At 54.4% G+C, this 17141-nt stretch carries 16 protein-coding genes; 5 read left to right on the top strand and 11 right to left on the bottom strand.

The genetic code is table 11. The annotated features are described in order from the left end of the window. Nucleotides 1-69: 69 nt before the first annotated feature. The 3 genes from JT718_RS18200 to JT718_RS18190 all read right to left on the bottom strand — a co-directional run bounded on the left by JT718_RS18200 (nucleotide 70) and on the right by JT718_RS18190 (nucleotide 3111). Nucleotides 70-1182: an alkaline phosphatase D family protein gene (locus JT718_RS18200; protein ID WP_205504224.1), complete on the bottom strand. Its 1113-nt coding sequence runs from the start codon at nucleotides 1180-1182 to the stop codon at nucleotides 70-72. A 155-nt stretch (nucleotides 1183-1337) separates the two neighbouring features. Next, nucleotides 1338-1463 (bottom strand): hypothetical protein, encoded by a 126-nt coding sequence (locus JT718_RS20675; protein WP_262897365.1) that lies wholly within the window; start codon nucleotides 1461-1463, stop codon nucleotides 1338-1340. 1243 nt (nucleotides 1464-2706) lie between these two features. After that, nucleotides 2707-3111, bottom strand: coding sequence for a hypothetical protein (locus tag JT718_RS18190; protein ID WP_205504222.1), 405 nt, complete (start codon nucleotides 3109-3111; stop codon nucleotides 2707-2709). A gap of 278 nt (nucleotides 3112-3389) precedes the next feature. Between JT718_RS18190 and JT718_RS18185 the strand changes: the two genes are divergently transcribed. Further along, entirely contained in the window at nucleotides 3390-3812 is a 423-nt protein-coding gene (locus JT718_RS18185; RefSeq protein ID WP_205504221.1) for a response regulator, read from the top strand. Between the two features lie 72 nt (nucleotides 3813-3884). On the opposite strand, the gene JT718_RS18180 is transcribed toward JT718_RS18185, so the two are convergent. The 8 genes from JT718_RS18180 to JT718_RS18145 form a co-directional block, all read right to left on the bottom strand. After that, nucleotides 3885-5231, bottom strand: a complete 1347-nt coding sequence (locus JT718_RS18180; protein WP_205504220.1) for a sensor histidine kinase — start codon at nucleotides 5229-5231, stop codon at nucleotides 3885-3887. Between the two features lie 9 nt (nucleotides 5232-5240). Next, a complete protein-coding gene (locus tag JT718_RS18175) occupies nucleotides 5241-6284 on the bottom strand; it encodes a SpoIIE family protein phosphatase (RefSeq protein ID WP_205504219.1) in 1044 nt (347 codons plus the stop codon). Continuing rightward, on the bottom strand, nucleotides 6274-6687 hold the full coding sequence (locus tag JT718_RS18170; protein WP_205504218.1) for an anti-sigma regulatory factor: 414 nt from the start codon (nucleotides 6685-6687) through the stop codon (nucleotides 6274-6276). The genes JT718_RS18175 and JT718_RS18170 overlap by 11 nt, the downstream gene beginning before the upstream one ends. Then, entirely contained in the window at nucleotides 6671-7069 is a 399-nt protein-coding gene (locus tag JT718_RS18165; protein ID WP_205504217.1) for an STAS domain-containing protein, read from the bottom strand. Before JT718_RS18165 ends, JT718_RS18170 begins: the two co-directional genes overlap by 17 nt. Before the next feature lie 10 nt (nucleotides 7070-7079). After that, a complete protein-coding gene (locus JT718_RS18160) occupies nucleotides 7080-7946 on the bottom strand; it encodes an STAS domain-containing protein (protein ID WP_205504216.1) in 867 nt (288 codons plus the stop codon). 294 nt (nucleotides 7947-8240) lie between these two features. Further along, on the bottom strand, nucleotides 8241-10655 hold the full coding sequence (locus JT718_RS18155; RefSeq protein ID WP_205504215.1) for an ABC transporter permease: 2415 nt from the start codon (nucleotides 10653-10655) through the stop codon (nucleotides 8241-8243). A gap of 12 nt (nucleotides 10656-10667) precedes the next feature. Next, nucleotides 10668-11357, bottom strand: a complete 690-nt coding sequence (locus tag JT718_RS18150; protein ID WP_205504214.1) for an ABC transporter ATP-binding protein — start codon at nucleotides 11355-11357, stop codon at nucleotides 10668-10670. A 229-nt stretch (nucleotides 11358-11586) separates the two neighbouring features. Continuing rightward, nucleotides 11587-12837 carry an efflux RND transporter periplasmic adaptor subunit gene (locus tag JT718_RS18145; protein ID WP_205504213.1) on the bottom strand — a complete coding sequence of 417 codons (1251 nt, stop codon included), beginning with the start codon at nucleotides 12835-12837 and terminating at the stop codon, nucleotides 11587-11589. Nucleotides 12838-13199: 362 nt separating this feature from the next. Between JT718_RS18145 and JT718_RS18140 the strand changes: the two genes are divergently transcribed. From JT718_RS18140 to JT718_RS18125, 4 genes are all read left to right on the top strand, one after another. Next, nucleotides 13200-13736 (top strand): YceI family protein, encoded by a 537-nt coding sequence (locus tag JT718_RS18140; protein ID WP_205504212.1) that lies wholly within the window; start codon nucleotides 13200-13202, stop codon nucleotides 13734-13736. A gap of 117 nt (nucleotides 13737-13853) precedes the next feature. After that, a complete protein-coding gene (locus tag JT718_RS18135) occupies nucleotides 13854-14564 on the top strand; it encodes a pirin family protein (protein ID WP_205504211.1) in 711 nt (236 codons plus the stop codon). 7 nt (nucleotides 14565-14571) lie between these two features. Then, on the top strand, nucleotides 14572-15507 hold the full coding sequence (locus JT718_RS18130) for a ring-cleaving dioxygenase (protein ID WP_205504210.1): 936 nt from the start codon (nucleotides 14572-14574) through the stop codon (nucleotides 15505-15507). Nucleotides 15508-15589: 82 nt separating this feature from the next. Then, the gene (locus JT718_RS18125; RefSeq protein WP_205504209.1) at nucleotides 15590-16213 is read left to right on the top strand and encodes an alpha/beta hydrolase; all 624 of its coding nucleotides are present in this window, start codon (nucleotides 15590-15592) and stop codon (nucleotides 16211-16213) included. Nucleotides 16214-17141: the final 928 nt, after the last annotated feature.

The raw sequence follows: 17141 nt of genomic DNA, 5'->3' as shown, positions 1-17141 counted from the left end.
TGTTTTCCCGAAATCTGGGCTAAAAACGGCAGCGCCTGCGGCAGGTCTTTCTCCGCAGGCGCTGCCGTTTTAGCGGGAAGTGGACTGGCGAGGCTGGGAGCTGGCGGTTGCTTTGTTTGCTGCATTTTGGGCGGGCAGCGCGTACTCTACCTTTATTAATTGGTGCAGCTCATTGTGGCGGCCCCGTATCTCAAACTCCACCACCGCCGGCGTTTGGTTCCAGTGAAAACGCAGAACACCGAAGTTTAACTTGTCCTGCATCTGGCCCACCCGGGCTGAGTTGGGCTCGTGCACCAGGCCTCCCATCCAGTAGTGGGTGAGCCCGCTGCTGGTAAAGTCATAGATAGGGTAGGGCACGCCCGGCCATGAAATCTTGGAGAGCTCGGCAAAGTGGCGGTCTCCTGAGAGCAGAATCACGTTAGCGGCCTTGGTCCTGGCAATTAAGTTGAAAAGTCTTTCCCGGGCTTTGGGGAAATTGCCCCACCGCTCATACCCGTGCTCATTGGTAATGATCTGCAGGCCGCTCCCAATCAGGTGGAACTGGGCTTTGCTGGTCCGCAGTTCCCGTTCCAGCCAGCGCCATTGGGTTTCTCCCAGCAGGTCGCCTTTCAGGTTGGGCTGGTAGGTGGGCTCTTTGCCTTTAAGTGAATCGCGGTGGTAGCGTACGTCCAGCAGGAGCACTTTCACCTGTTGGCCGGGTGGCCCGTAGGTGTGGGCACTGTACACGCCCCGCTGCTTCCGGCGGGGGCTGTGGAGCGGCTCGTCCAGGAAATCCCAGAAGAGCTGCGCGCTCTGGGCCCGGTGCTTGTATTCCTTTCCGGCGTTGTTGCGGCCGTAATCATGGTCATCCCAGGTGCCAATGACCGGTACGGTTTGCCGCAGTTTCTGGTAGTCGGGGTGCTGGAGTTGCTTCTCGTATTTGGCCCTGAGCACCTGCATGTCATCGGTGTCGCCGTAAATGTTGTCGCCCAGCCAGATCCAGAGCTGGGGTTGGTGCTTGAGGATTTCGCGCCACAGGGGCTGGTCGCGGTCCTGCGAGTTGCAGGAGCCCAAGGCCACCACAGCCAGTGGGGTTTGGCTGCTGGCTACCGGCAAGGTCTCTAACCGCCGGTCTGTGTCAGCGGAGGAGCAGGAGAATAACCCGGCCAGCAGGAGAAGGAGCCATTTTCTAGAAGAGTGCATAGCAAGGGGTACGGCCCTGGACCGGCGCAGGATGCAGGGAGCGGAGCAGTGGAGGCCTGAATAAAAAAGAAGGACCAACCGGGGGTTGGTCCTTTCGTTTACGGGTGGCTTGCGCCGGTTATATAGCTAGCCCCTGCCGGGGTACAGTTTTGGGGTTACCGGGTGTTAATGATCCTAAAAGCCTCTGCCCTGGTAATTTCCTTTTCCAGCAGCAACGAGTTGTTCGCGTTCACAATCAAAAGCTGGAACTGGTTTTTCAGGTCATGATAGTAGATCAGCATGGTTAAGTCTTCATAACCACGTCTGAATATCTTCCTGGCATTCGTCTTAAAATTATGCAGTTCCAACTTAATCTTCCTCCATTTCTCTTTCATGACTCCATACCGCTATTGCTAAGGGCTTTTGAGTAGTTATACTAGAAAAAAGAGGGCGAAGTTACTGCATCAATACTAGAATTAAATTGTACTTTAAAGTTAGTGCTTAAGTTTGTTGTTTGTGTAAAGCATTGATTGTAATGTAATGACGATAGTTTGGTGAAAATGTTTTCTGTTGTAGATTATCTTTTCCTTGGATTTGAAAAATGGCAGGCCTGTAGGGCAGGAATGGTGGGCTTTAGAACACAACCAAAGGCCTTCGGCAATTCTGGTAAGCCGCTAAAAAGCCGGCAGACTTTCTAAATTTCAAAATGGGCGGTCGTTGATGAGGAATGGCAAAGGACACCAGACTTGCCACGCAGCACCTGTTCGGCCAGGGTTAGAGGCCAGGGGAAGTTGATAAGCAGAAAGGTTATCTGTACTGGGCGAGGCGGTTGATGTAATATTAGATGGGTGCTATATAGAGGAAAAGGCCCTGAAAACAGAAAAATCCCAAGCGCGGGAGAAGCGTGGCGCGGCTCCGGTGCCTGGGACCAACTGGTCAGGTTTGTTTGTTAGTTTTCTGAGAAGGTATAACCGCAGAAGTTATAGATCTCAGCTCTAGGGGCCACCGGTGGCAAGGTTTCTTGCAGCACCAAAGGGGGGTTATGGGTTGACACAAAACCCCATCTGTTGCGGTTGCAGTAGTGCAACTCTTCTGGCAATTGCAGTTTACGGTGTTGTTTCATCTTATACCTCCTTGTTAGTAAGATTGATTCACAGGGCGTTACCCCTATTTAACACACTACATTTTACAGCTGTATTCCGGCTGCCCAAACGCTTGCCCTGTACGGCCTGCTATCTACGCCTGGGTATTGAAAACGAACTGAAAACAAAGTCAGGATGATTGTTGCGGAAGCAGCCGGGCAACGCTGTTGTCGGCCGTTTCCTTGATGAACAGGAGCCAGCACGGTCCTCGGCCAAAGGGCACCTGTTGGCCAGAGAATTCCCTTGCCCGGCTGTTTTCCCTAGTACTGGCATTTTGGTAGGAGGGTTGCCCGCCCAAAACACTTTTTTACGGGGGAAAAGGCACCAGGTGCACCGCTGGCTCTCCCAAGCCAGGTAACTTTGTTTAGGGGATAGATTACTAAAATTGTGCCAAAAACGGGAGTTAGATATCCTTGGTCAGTTCCCTGATCTTGCTGCGCAGCTGGTCCAGATGGCTTTGCTGCTGCTTCTGCTTTTCAATTTCCTCCAGTTGGTGCAGCAGGGCCTGCATCTCGGCCAGGTACGCGGCGCGGTCTTTCTTGAGGCCCGCCGGCGGAACGTCACTGCCCTCCTTGCCCTCAGACTTAAAGACGTTTCCTTCCCCGTAAATCACCCAACGTGAGTTCAGGTCGGGTAATTGCTTCAGCAGGTCTACCAAATCATCCATGCAGTAATCTTCGCCCTGCAAGATGCAGCCTACCGTTTCAGGCGGCGTTTTGGTAAGCACACTCAGTTGGTACACATCCAACTCCTTAATGCGCATGTAGAAGTTTAGCCGGGCGCTGGTCTGCTGAAGGTTAATTGCCATATCTGATGCTGGTTAGAAGTACAGGTAAACGGGGGCTGTCGGGGTTTTTCAGGTACAAAGGATAAAGCGTACGCGTCTTGGTGTCTGTTCTTGTCTTCATACGCAAGATGGGCGCCTTGTGTTAAAGCCTGCCCAGTGAGCCCAAGCCCGAGCCAGCAGCCGTTTTGGGCCCATTTCCTAAAAAACAGGCCCAAAACGTATTTAGTATTGTTTTACTATATTTGTTTACCAAGTAGCCATGATTGTTCTTACTCCTGCTTTTTAACAAGGACTTTTGTATGAATACCCCCTATAAGCCATTAGATTTGATACTGCTGGTAGACGACGATGATACCACCAATTTTGTGAATAAGCGCTTGTTAACCAAGTTGGGGGTAGCCAAGGAGATCCTGGTCAAAAAGAACGGGGCCGAGGCCCTGGAATACCTGCAAGATTCTGCCAAAGAAGGGGTGGCCTACCCAGACCTTATCTTCCTGGACATAAAGATGCCCGTGATGGACGGCTTCCGGTTTCTGGACGAGTACCACAGCCAGAACCTGTCCCAGAACAACAGCATGATCATCCTGATGCTTACTTCCTCGGCCAGCTTCTATGACCTGGAGCGGTTAAAAGGCTATGATTCCGTGAAGAAACACTTCTCCAAAGCCCTCACCGAGGCAGACGTGCGGGAGATCATGGCCGAGTATTACCAGAAAAACTAATCTTTTGATAGCCCACAGGAAAGGCGCAGCTCCGGCTGCGCCTTTCCTGTTTAGAGAGCGTTGGGCTCCGGTTTAGAGGCAGGCACCCTCAACGGAACGGGGCCAGGTAAAGTGCATGGCAGTGCCCCTGCCCCGCGATTCTACCCACACCTTGCCCCTTTTCTCCTGAATGATCTTGCGCACAATGGCCAGCCCAATGCCGGTGCTGTCTGGGTGGTTCACGTCATTGGTGGTCTCAAACAGCTCAAAGATTTTCTCCTGGTCCTCGGCCCGAATGCCGGGGCCATCATCCTCCACCACAAACTCCCACCAATCTTCCTGCATGAAAACCCTTACCCAGATATTGCCGGTGGGCTGGTCGTGGTACTTGATGGCGTTGCTCAGCAGGTTACTGAACACCTGCTGCAGGTAAATTTCCTCGGCCTCCAGTACCGGCAGGTTGTTGGGTACGTGAATCTTGAACCCCGCCGGAATGCGTAAGGCGGTAATGGTATTGTACACCAGCTGGCCCACCGCCACCGGTTTTTTCTGGATCTGCTGCCGGCCCGTAAGAGAGTAGGCCAGCACATCCCTGATGAGGTGCTCCATGCGTTGCACCTGCAGCTGGATCATGGGCAGTACGGCTTGCGCCTCGTCTTTGCTGTCTTCGCCCACAAAATCAGAAACGGCCTCTACCAGGCCCTGGATGTTCTGCAGGGGCGCCTTTAAGTCATGCGTAACGGTATGGGCAAACTCATCCAGGGTCTTGTTGACCTTGGCCAGCTGGTGGTTCTGGGCTTCCCGTTCCTGCAGCAGGGCGTTGATTTCCTGGTTAGAGGTCTGCAGCTCCTGGTTCAGGTGCTGGATTTCCTGCAGTTGGTATTCTACCTCAATGGTGCGCACCCGCAGCTGCTCCATAAGCTCAATCAGCTGCATGTTCTGCCGCTTGATCTCGGCGTAAGGCGAAATCTCCGTCTCATGGGTAAAGTAGTCTGCCCAGCCCTGAATGACGGCCTTGTTAATGGGCGGGTGGTTGAACGGAAGGCGCTTCTGCAGCCGCACCCGCGTGCCTTTCTCAAAGTCACTCTCCAGCTGGAAGTGGTCCACCAGTTTGCGGGAGCTGTAAATGCCCTGGCCTTTGCCGCCGCTGGGCAGGTACTTGCGGTCCAGGAACTCATGCACGTTGGCAATGCCGCGGCCGCGGTCGGTGACGTAGGCCTCCAGGAGCAGGGCGCCCCGATGCTCAACCATGCTGTACCGGATGGTGCCTTCGCCCACGTGTTCCAGCACATTGCGGCAGATTTCTGAGACCGCCGTGGCAAACTTGGTCTGGGCCGCCACGGGCAGACCCGTGAACTCAGAGAGTTGCATGGCCCGTTTATAGGCCAGCACCACGTCTAGTTCGTTCTGTAGTTTAAGGGTGGTAATGGGCTGTTCCATGGAAGTGCGCTAGGCAGTGGCGCGTACCACCACCACAAGGGTGTCATCTACCGTGCGGGTGTTGTCTTTGTATAACACTGCTGCCATCAACGTAGGATCATGGCGGGTCAGTTCCGGGTACTTAGAGAAATCCCAGCGGCTTTTGAGCCCGTCTGAGTGCAGCACCATGAGGTGTCCCGGCCCCCAGCTCTGCTGCTGGTCATTGATGGTGCTGGGCATGGTCATGCCCAGGGTGCCGTTGTAGGAGAGCAGGTTTTTGACGCTGTCTGGCATGAACAACCGGCCACTGATGTTGCCTATGCCGCAGTACTGCAGCAAATGGGTGCCGGCGCTCCACCGGGTCACCACCCCCACGGCCCCGCGCGTTCTCTTAATGGCCGCGTGGATACTGCGCAGCATCTCTGAAGGGGCTACCTTTGGTTCCTTCTTAAACGCCTCAATGGCGCTCTGGGCCGCCTGGTGGGCGTGTTCGCCATGGCCCAGGCCGTCCAGCACCAGGAGGTAGGCGCCTTCCTGCGCCAGGCGCAGGGCCCAGGCATCACCGCTCAGGGCCTCGCCGGCTTTGGGCACCATCACCGCTCCCAGTTCAAATTTATGCAGGTGCCTGAACCTGGACGGGGGAGCCATGCCCTTGCGGTAGATGCGGGTAAGAATAATGGTGCCCAGCCCGCGTTGTGAGTAGATGTCAAAGAAATCTGATTGCCGCTTAATGGCCCCCAGTCCCTGGCCCATGCTGCCAAACGTAGACACGCCGTCTTCCAGCATGCGCTCGGGGTCGCGCATGCCGGGGCCGTTGTCCAGGCAGAGCAGTTCAAGGCCGCAGGTTTGGCCCCCTTCCAGGCAGATGGGTTTCACCAGGAACTCGGCCCCCTGAAAGCTGGTGTGCTTGTGCAGGTTGGTGGCCATCTCAGTGACCACAATGTTCACGCGGCCCGTGTCTGCCTCTGAGAAGCCATGGGCCTCGGCAATCCTGGCAATGTCCCGGCGGATGATGTTCTGAAAGCTTCTGTCTGGGAACAGGAACTGCTGGTGCGCGTTAACGTTAAAGTCCATTCTTCCACCGGATAATTGTGACCGTGGTGCCTTTGCCTGGCTCGCTCTTAATGTCAAACTCGTTTACGAGCCGTTTGGCGCCAGGTAGGCCCAAACCAAGGCTTTTGCCGGTAGAGAAGCCGTCTTTCATGGCCTGGTGCACGTCTTTGATGCCGGGCCCCTCGTCTATGAAAGTGAGGCGCACCCCCGGTATGCTGCTTCGGCTCACAATCTCCAGGAGGGTGACGCCGCCGCCCGCGTACCGCAGCATGTTCCGGACCAGCTCGCTGGCAGCGGTCATGAGTTTGGTCTGGTTCACCAAGCTCATGCCGGTTCTGGTGGCCAGCTCTTTGATGCGGTTGCGGAACAGGATCACGTCCTGCTCTTTCTCAATAGGGAACTTCTCCTTAGATAATACTATCATAGAGGCCTTCCTCATGGGTGTCTGGGTGGCCAATTTTATTGCGTAGTAATTCCATGCCTTGCTCTACGTCCAGGGCGGTATGCACGCCAGAAAGGGTAAGCCCCAGTTCTACCAGGGTAATGGCCACGGCCGGCTGCATGCCCACTACCACGGTGGCCGCGTCCATGATCTTGGACATAGAGGCAATATTGCCCAGAATGCGGCCCATAAACGAGTCCACGATGCTCACGGCCGAGATGTCAATGAGCACTCCCTTGGCTTCGGTTTTGCTCACCATGTTGATGAGGTCGCTTTCCAGGGTAAGGGCCAGCCGGTCATACAGGTCTACCTGAATGGTGACCAGCAGAAAAGGGCCCATTTTTAAGATTGGTATTCTTTCCATGGCAGCGCGGTTAAAAGCCCAGGTTCTGCTTAGGCGCGCGCGATACCTGAATGTTCAGCATAGAGAACGCCATTTTAAGGGCACTGGCCAGGGTGGCTTTGGTGTAGATATTGGTAAGGTCAATGCCCAGGTGCACAATGGTCTGGGCAATCTCTGCCCTGATGCCGCTGATGATGCACTCGGCACCCATGAGGCGGGCGGCGCTCACGGTCTTGATGAGGTGCTGAGCCACTAGGGAGTCAACGGTGGGCACACCCGAAATGTCCAGAATGGCGATGCGGCTGCTGGTGGCCACAATCTCCTGCAAGAGGGCCTCCATGACCACCTGGGTACGCGCGCTGTCCAGGGTGCCAATGATGGGCAGGGCCAGAATGCCCTCCCACACCCTGATCACGGGCGTGGAGATCTCGCTGATCTCACTGGTTTGGCGCAGGATCACTTCCTCGCGGCCTTTGATATAGGTTTCCATGGTCACCATGCCCAGGCTGTCCATGATGCGGTTCATGGAAAGGAGCTCCTGGTACAGCAGGGCCGGGTTGCCGCGCAGCTGCTCTTCCAGTTCCTGGCTCAGCACCTGCTTCAGGCTCAGGATGTAGGTGCTGGTTTCACGGGGAGAGAAGCCTTGGCGGGCGCGGGTGATGGAGATGTCGCTGAGGATGTCATGGATGGGCTCATACCCCGCCGACTCTGTGTCCTCGGCCTCCGGCGTGTTGAAGGCATTGAGCAACGCCGACAAGAACTCCTCAGACTGTTGCTGCAGTTCGGCTACGCTCATCAGATCGTCGCGCAGGGCAGCGTCTTTCACCTGGTTGCCCATCCAGGTCTCCAGGATTTGCTTTTTCTTTCCTTTCAGGTAAGCAGCAGTGTCTTTGTTCATAAAGGGAAGGTTATCTGTTTAAGACCGAGCCCGCACTTTTTGCCCCGTTTTCTGGAAAACCGCCTTAAAACGGGAAAGGGAGGGTGCCGTAAAAGTAACAAATAAAGCGTCTAAACGGGCACGCCGGGGAATAGTTTGCAGCTGGCCGCCCTCCAAAGGGAAGCGCATAAAAAATCCCCGCCGGGTAGCCGGCGGGGAAATGGGGTAAACGGGATGGGCAGGAAGCGCCGCCTGGTTCCTGGTTTTGGGGCCGTTTTAGCCAAAACAGGGCTAAAACAGGAACCGGCCAAGGGGCTACTCCGTCTTAAGGGCCCGCACCGGATTGGAGAAGGCGGCTTTCAGGGCTTGCACGCTTACGGTAGTCAGGGCAATGAGCAGCGTGAGGGCGCCCGCCGCCAGAAACACCCAGGAGCCAATGTCTATGCGGTAGGTGAAATCTTGCAGCCATTTGCTCATGGAGTAATAGGAGATGGGCGCGGCAATGAGAAACGCAATCAGGACCAGGGCGGCGAAGTCTTTGGAGAACAAACCCACAATGCTGGCCGAGGAGGCTCCCAGTACCTTGCGCACGCCTACTTCCTTGGTGCGCTGCGCCACCATGAAAGACACCAGCCCGTACAGGCCCAGGCACCCAATGATGATGGCAATGACAGAGAAGATCTTGAACAAGTGGGCTTGGCGCTCTTCTCCCTCATAGAAGCGGGCAATGGTGTCATCCAGGAAATCATAGTAAAACACATTGTCTGGGTACGCGGTAGACCACACCCGCTGCAGGTGCGCCAGGGCAGCCTTGGCCTCGCTCTGCTCAATCTTTACATTATAAGTAAAATAGAAGCTGGTGGCAGTAGACATGACTACCGGCTGAATCTCCTCGCGCAAAGACGCCAGGTGGAAGTTCTTCACCACGCCCACAATCTTGCCGGTGCTCTGCCCGCCGTTTACCTGCAACTGCTTGCCAAGCGCCTCCTCGGGGTTTTTTACGCCCACGTGCCGCAGGAAGGTCTCATTGACCATAAACTCCCGGATGGTGTCGCTTTTCTGGTACACCCGGCCGGCCAGCAGCGGAATGTTGAAGGTTTTGAGGTAGTGTTCATCGCCAATCTTGAGGTTCACGCTGTAGTTGCGCTCCACGGAGAAGTCATCGTACTTGAAAGACGTGTTCAGGCCGATGTTGGAGGAGGGCGGCGACAGGGCGAACGTAGAGGCGTGTACCGCAGAGTGGGCCTCCAGCTGCGGGCGCAGGGCCATCAGGTCTTTTGCCTTTCCCGAGGGAACCGGAATTACCACAACGGCCTCTTTGTCAAACCCCAGGGAGGCCGACCGGAAGTACTCCATCTGGTGGTGCACAATAATGGTGCAGATAATGAGTATCTGGCAGATGGTGAACTGCAACACCACCAGGGCGCGCCGAAGCGGAATGCCGGCTGCCCGGGCAGTGGTGGCCTTGCTCTTCAACGCCGAGATGGGCTGAAAACCCGAGAGCACCAGGGCGGGGTAAAAGCCGGCAAACAGCGTTACCACCACCAGCACCACCAGCAGGAACAAGGCTACCTGGGCATCGCGCGCAATGGAGAACTGAATCTCCAGCTCCAGCAACTGGTTCAGGTACGGCAGCAGCAGTTCGGCAAACATGACTGAGAGCACCAGGGCCACCAGCGTGATCAGGCCGGTTTCGCTCAGGTACTGCAGCATCAGTTGCCCCTTGCTGGCACCCAGCACCTTGCGCATGCCCACTTCCTTGGCCCGGCGCAGGGCCTGGGCCGTGGCCAGGTTCACAAAGTTGATGGAAGCCACCAGCACCAGGAATAAGCCAATGAGGCCCAAGGCCCAGAGCGTGGTTTTATCAACGGTGCGGCCGTTGAAGTTGCTGTAGCGCTCATCAAAGTGCACCTCAGAGAGCGGCTGAAACGTGTAGCGGTATTTTTCTCCCGGCGCGCGGTCGCGCAGTTTAGAGGCAATCTCGTTGAGCCGGTCCTCGGCCTGTGTTTTGGAGGCGCCCGGGGCCAGCGCGAAGTAGATCTGCTGGTTGCTGTAGGTGCTGTTCCAGCTGTCATCGGTGACAAAGGAGTTCACCGTTTTGGAAGACTCGTAGTCTACCAGCATGAGGTAAGGCAGGTCTGAGTTGGCCGGGGCGTCTGGAATCACGCCGGTCACCCTCAGGTTCACCACGTTGTTCATCCGGATCACCCGGCCCACCGGGTTTTCCCCCGGGAAGTACTTCTCGGCGATGCTCTGCGTGAGCAGCACGGTGTTCACGTCTTTAATGGCCTGCCTGGCGTTTACGCCATTGGTTTCAAAGTCAAACAAGTCAAAGAACTCGGGTTCCACAAACAAGATGGGCCTTTCTTCCCTGAACTTTCTGGGAGGCTCCCGGTCATTGGTGGAGAGCACCGTGAACGTGCCTCCTTCTTCATTGAACACGTGCGTGGCAGGGGTAAGCTCTGGCAAAGAGGCCCTGATGGTGGCCAGCATGGGGAACGGTGTGCCCGCAGAGTTCTCTGGCCCGTTGGCGGTAACCCTGTCCACGTTGATGCGGTAGGTGCGGTCTGCCTTGCTATGGAACCTGTCATAGCTCAGCTCATGCCTGATCACCAGAAACAGGAGCAGGCTGCACGTGATGCCCAGCGCCAGCCCTATCACGTTGAGCGAGGTGTAGCCCAGGTTACGCCGCAGGGTACGCAGCGCCACCACGATGTAGTTTTTCAGCATGGCGGTAAGGAGTTACAGGATGGCCAGTTCTTTCACGTTCTCAGAGATGATCTGCCCGTCAAACAGGTTCACAATGCGGTGGGCGTAATCGGCATCGGTGGGGGAGTGGGTTACCATCACAATGGTGGTGCCTTGCTCATTGAGAGTGCTCAGGAGCTGCATCACTTCCTGGCCGTGCGCTGAGTCCAGGTTACCGGTAGGCTCATCGGCTAAGAGCAGTTTAGGCTTGGAAACCACCGCCCGGGCAATGGCCACCCGTTGCTGCTGCCCGCCCGAGAGCTGCTGCGGGAAGTGGTTGCGGCGGTGCGCGATCTGCATCTGCTCCAGCACTTGCTCCACGCGCTGTTTGCGCTCGGCGTTGCCCACCTTGAGGTAAATCAAAGGCAGTTCCACGTTTTCATAGACCGTCAGTTCGTCAATGAGGTTGAAGCTCTGGAACACAAACCCCAGGTGCTCTTTGCGCAGGTTGGCCCGCTGCCGCTCACTGAATTTGGAGATTTCTTTGTCCAGAAAATAGAACTCGCCGCTGGTAGGATTGTCCAGAAGCCCAATGATGTTCAGCAACGTGGACTTGCCGCAGCCCGACGGCCCCATAATGGCCAGAAACTCGCCTTGTTTCACGTGGAGATTCACATTCACCAACGCCGTGGTTTCCACTTCGTCGGTGGTATATTTTTTCTGGAGGTTAACGGTCTTTAACATATGGTTGATTGTTAATTGCTGTTTGTTGATTGTTTATTTACTCTTGCAGATCCGTCCCCCTTTGAAGGGGGTAGGGGGATGATTACTCTTGCCGATCAAGCATTCCCGAGAATAATCTTTTTATCTTCTATGTACTACTGCTTTCTGGTTGTTCCACCGCCTTGTCATCCCCCTACCCCCTTCAAAGGGGGACGGAATGCGAGTGTTCTTCAACTCAGAACTAGCACAGCTACTTCAGCTCCAGCCTGTCCTTGTCGTTGAAGGAATCATAGGAAGAGACAATCACCCGTTCGCCGGGCTTCAGTCCATCCAGCACTTCGTAGTATTCGGGGTTCTGGCGGCCCAGGCGGATGCTGCGTTTCGTGGCTACTTTTCCGGATTCGTCCAGAACGTAGGCCCAGGCGCCGCCGGTGCTTTGGTAGAAACCGCCTCTGGGCAGCAATACCGCCGGGGCCGGATCTGACAACTGCAGGCGAATCTGCAAGGTCTGGCCTCTTCTGATGCCCTCGGGCACTTTGCCAATGAACTTCATGTCTACCGGAAACCTTCCGTTGGTCACCTCTGAATACACCAGTGAAATCTCTAGCGGGTAGGTCTGGCCGTTGTAGGTGAAATTGCCCTGTTGCCCGGCAAACACGCGGCTCACGTAGTGCTGGTCCAGCTCGGCTTTCACTTTGAAGCCGCTCAGGTCATCTATCTGCCCGATCACCTGACCGGGCTGCACCGGCGTACCCAATTCCACCTGAATAGAAGAAAGCTGGCCGGAAATAGGGGCTTTGATGTACAGGTTCTTGAGGTTGTCTTCCATCATCTGCAGGTTGCGACTGGTGCGGGCAATGGTGGTTTCCAGTTGCGCAATCTGCTGCCGGGCGTTGTTTTCCTCAAACTTCTGCGATTCCAGCTCAATGGCGCGCTCGGCTTTCAGGCGCTCGTATTCCCTTCTGAACCCGAAGAACTCCTGCTGCGAAACCGCTTTGGCTTCATACAAACTGATGTTGCGCTCATAAATATCTTTGGCGGCGTCTACCTGCGCGTCTAAAGTGGCCAGGCGGCGGCGCAGGTTGAATTTGTTCTGCTGCAAACTCAGTTTGGAGTTTTGCAGGTTGTTGATGAGGTCGTTCATGAGCGTTTCCTGGTTCATGAAATCCAGCACCAGGCGGTTGTTGGACAGCTTCAGGATCAGATCGCCCTGCTTCACTGGTTTGCCGCCTTCCAGGTACTTCTCATCTACCGTACCGCCTTCCACCGCCGGAATCATAATGGTCTTGATGGGGTGTACCGTGCCATCTACCGGAATGAACTCCTGAAAAGAACCCTGGCTCACCGAGGCGATGGTGGTCTTCTGGGTCTCCACGTTCAGCTTGGAGCTGTTATCGGCAAAGCCGATGAAGTACGTGACCAACCCAAGCAGGGCTACCGCCGCAACGTAGCCGGCTATCTTCTGGGGAGTCCAACGCTTCTTTTCTATGATACGGTCCATGGGAATACAATCAGCTTTGCGGTACCTATGCCAATAGCTATGCCACTTTTGTAAATGGCTGTAAATCAATGTTATTTGGTTTTGGGAAAACAAGGAGGTGTCCGTTGGCGCACACTTCTTGTTCATGCCCGTACAGGGGAGGGCTTGTGAAAAGGCCTCCTGTTTTCAGGGCCTTTTTAGGAAAACTGCTCTAAAAGTAGCTATCGGCAGGGAGAAAGGAGCGTTGTCCTTTAAAGATTAGGTGGTAATTAGGTGAAACTTTTACCCACATATATGTGTATATACATTAAATGTACATACATTTGTGTATCAATTCACAAATGAAGAATCTAAACCAGAACTTAAACTATAAACTAAATACCATGGCAACTACTAAATGGGCAGTAGACCCAATGCACTCAGAGGTTCAATTTAAGGTAAAACACCTGATGATCACCACGGTGACCGGTTATTTCCAGTCTTTCAACGTGGAGGCCGAAACCGCTGATGAGCAGTTTACCAGTGCCGAGCGCGTGGTGTTCACCGCCGATGTCAACTCCATCAACACCAACAACGAGCAGCGCGACACGCACCTGAAATCTGCTGATTTCTTTGATGCCGAACAACACAATGAGATCCGTTTTGTGGGCACCAACTACAAGGCAGCAGGCGATGACCAGTACAAACTGCACGGCGACCTGACCATCAAAGGTACTACCAAGCCCGTGACCGTGAACGTAGAGTTCGGGGGCATTGTGGTAGACCCTTACGGACAGACCAAAGCCGGTTTTACCGTAACTGGTAAAATTAGCCGCAAAGAGTTTGGCCTGACCTGGAATGCCGTGACCGAAGCTGGTAGCGTAGTGGTAAGCGACGAGATCAAGCTGCAGGCCGAGATCCAGTTGGTGAAACAAGCCTAAGCTGCTGCTTTGGGCAAAAGTTGTTTTTAAAGGCTTTTGCCCAAAGCAGGCAATAAACAGATTTAGACTAACTTGATTCTCTTAAAGTAAGAACCGTAAACATCTCCAAAAACTAGTATGCAATTCGAACGCTATAACCCCGCCGAAAGAGGCCTGAAAGATTTGGGCTGGTTAAAGAGCAATTTCGTCTTCAGCTTCTCGGGGCATTACAATCCCGTGCGGGCCGGGTTCGGGTTGCTGCGGGTTTTCAACGATGACTATGTGGAGCCCGGCAACGGGTTCGGCATCCATCCGCACGCCAACATGGAGATCATCTCGGTGATGCTGGCGGGCTCCATGAACCACATAGATTCTTTGGGCTACAAAGAGGTGGTGCACAAAGACTGGGTGCAGATCATGAGCGCGGGCAGCGGCCTTCGGCACGAGGAGCACAACGTGGGCGAGGACGAGGTCAACTTCCTGCAAATCTGGATTGAGCCCAAGCTACAGAACATTACGCCCCGTTACCAGCGCCGCTACTTCCCCGAGGAGAAGCGCGTGAACCAACTCACCACCATCGTGAGCAACGAGGAAGGCCCGGCCCACTGCTGGATCAACCAGAACGCGAAGCTTTCCTTGGGCTACTTTGAGCAGGGGCAGTCGCTCTCGTATAGCTTCAAACCGCTGAACAAGGCCGTGTTCGTGTTCAACATCAGCGGTACGCTACAGGTCAATGACCAGGCGCTCCAGCAGCGCGAAGCCATTGGTATTTGGGACACAGATCAACTCTACTTCACCTTTGAAACCGATAGTCGCTTCCTGTTGATTGAGGTGCCTATCAATCACTAATAAAACCATGGAAAATAAAATCTTAGGTCTGCACCACATCACGGCCATCGCCGATCAGGCCAAAAAGAATCTTGATTTCTATACCGATGTGCTGGGCTTGCGTCTGCTCAAGAAGACCGTCAACTTTGATGATCCCGGTACTTACCACTTATACTACGGCGACGAAAAAGGCAGCGCCGGTACCATCCTCACGTTCTTCCCTTACGAGGGTGCCCGCCGTGGCAGCGCCGGAACCGGCATGGCTACCAACATCGCCTACTCCGTGCCCGAAGGCAGCTTCGATTTCTGGATCGACCGCTTTGAAAAGCACAACGTCATCTACAACAAGCCTTCTGAGAAATTTGGGGAAAAATACCTGACCTTCCTGGACCCGGACGGTCTGAAACTGGAGTTGGTGGTGCCTAAAAACCAGGACAGCCGCACGCCATGGACAACTGGAGCCGTGAACGCCGAAGTAGCCACCAGAGGTTTCCACGGCGTGACGTTGACCTTGAAAGACATCCGCCAGACCGCTACGGTCTTGACTCAGCTTTTGGATTACAAGGAGGTGGAGCAAAGCGGCAACCGCTACCGGTTCATCAACGAGAACGTAGACGCGGCCAATGTCATTGACCTGGTGCAACTGCCCAACGAAGCCCGCGGTATTGGCGGGGCCGGTACCAACCACCACATCGCATTCCGGGTGCAGGACGAAGACGTTCTCATGCACTTCCAGAAGAAAATCAGCGCCAGCGGCCTCAACATTACGAACAAAATTGACCGCAATTACTTCTACTCGCTGTATTTCCGGGAGCCGGGCGGGGTGTTGTTTGAGATCGCCACTGATAATCCGGGTTTCGGGATTGACGAGCCGTGGGATCAGTTGGGCCAAAGCCTGCTGTTGCCGCCGCAGTACGAGCCACGCCGTGCCGATATTGAGGCTGTTTTACCAAAACTAGACTAAAAACAGCTCTATAAAAGCGGTCACAATCCGTGGCTAGTCCAAGCCATTCAGGCCAATAAAGTTTAAACTTGATTTTCAAGCTATGTATACCCACGAGCAAAAAATCATCACCCGCGGCAAGCCCCTAACTGAAACCGGTAAGGCGCTCATCATGATTCATGGCCGCGGGGCTACTGCCGGCAGCATCTTGTCGTTGGCCGAGTACCTGCCCGTAGAAGATTTTACCTTGTTCGCTCCGCAGGCCACCAACCAGAGCTGGTATCCTTACAGCTTCATGGCTCCGTCCAGCCAGAACCAACCCGCGCTGGAGTCTGCCCTGGAGTTGATTGATAGTACCGTGCAGAGCATCCTGAAACAAGGAGTCAGCAGTGAGAATATTTATCTGCTGGGCTTTTCGCAGGGCGCGTGTCTGACCTCTGAGTACGCCACACGCCATGCCAGGCACTACGGCGGCTTGTTGCTTTTCACCGGCGGTTTGGTGGGCCAGCAGCTGGAAACCGCCAATTACCAGGGCGATTTTGCCGGTACTCCGGTCTTAATCACCACCGGTGACCCAGACCCGCACGTGCCGGTGAGCCGGGTAGAAGAAACCGTAGCTATTATGGAAGAACAGGGTGCCGTGGTTACGAAGAAAATCTACAAAGGCCGGCCGCACACCATTTTGCAGGAAGAGATAGAATTGGCCCAAAGGATCTTGAAGAAGTAGTCTGTAAGGTAGCACAGTGTGCTAGGCTGTGTCTGAAAATGCTCCCGGAGCTTTTTCATCCTGTTTTCCTCGGCTGATCTCTGCCTCCATTGCCTATTGTAGGTCGGCGTTTTGGGGCTACTTTCCCAAAAGCAGCGCCAAAACGGTACTGCCCCGCCATTTTTCAGACACAGCCTAGCTGATGCCAAATGCAGCAGCCTGGTTAGAGGCTATACTCTAAAAAGTAGCTCAGAAACGGGGGAGTGCATCTTCCTTCTTATAGAGGCTTCAAGCATGAAGGAAATCAGGAGTGGGAGGATGTACAATTATAATTGGTGATGTATATATAAAGAGTGCTGTATATAAAGGTAGGTGCAGATTTACGCTGAAAGTAAGGTTGTGTACCGAGTTTGTTTATGTAGTCTGCTTCATGAAAATCTTTGTTTAGTCAGGAACTTCGGGGCATCGGGTTTGGTTCTTGCCTAGGCGCCGGCCGGGAAGTTACCCTCCGTGACCGGGTCAAAGCGGGTTCAACAGGAAAAATCTTCTCCCGCCCCTTGCGGTCCCGGAATAGTTCGCTACCTTTGCAGCCCCTTCGGGAAAGGAGGTTGTTCCGCCGAATGGGCGGAGAAAAAATAAGAAAAAAGTGCTTGCAAAGTGAAAGGAGCTTCTTACCTTTGCAGCCCTTCCGAAGAGAAGGTTGTTCCGCCGGCTGGGCGGAAGAAAAAAATGAAAAAGCGTTGCAAAGCGGGAAGTTCTGCTTACCTTTGCAGCCCCTTCCGAAAGGAGGGTTTCCCTGCCGGTTGGGCAGGGGAAAGCTTGAAAAAAAATCCTGAGAGTTGCTTGCCAAGAGAGGAAATGTTCTTACCTTTGCAGCCCCTTCCGAAGAGGAGGTTCTCTTGCCGAATGGGCGGAAGAAAAAAATAAAAGAAAGTGTTGCAAAGCGGAA

Source organism: Rufibacter psychrotolerans (genome assembly GCF_016924645.1).
GTDB classification, from domain to species: Bacteria; Bacteroidota; Bacteroidia; order Cytophagales; family Hymenobacteraceae; genus Nibribacter; species Nibribacter psychrotolerans.
The sequence above is the reverse complement of the archived record's forward strand: the minus strand, read 5'-3'. Positions and strand labels throughout refer to the sequence as shown.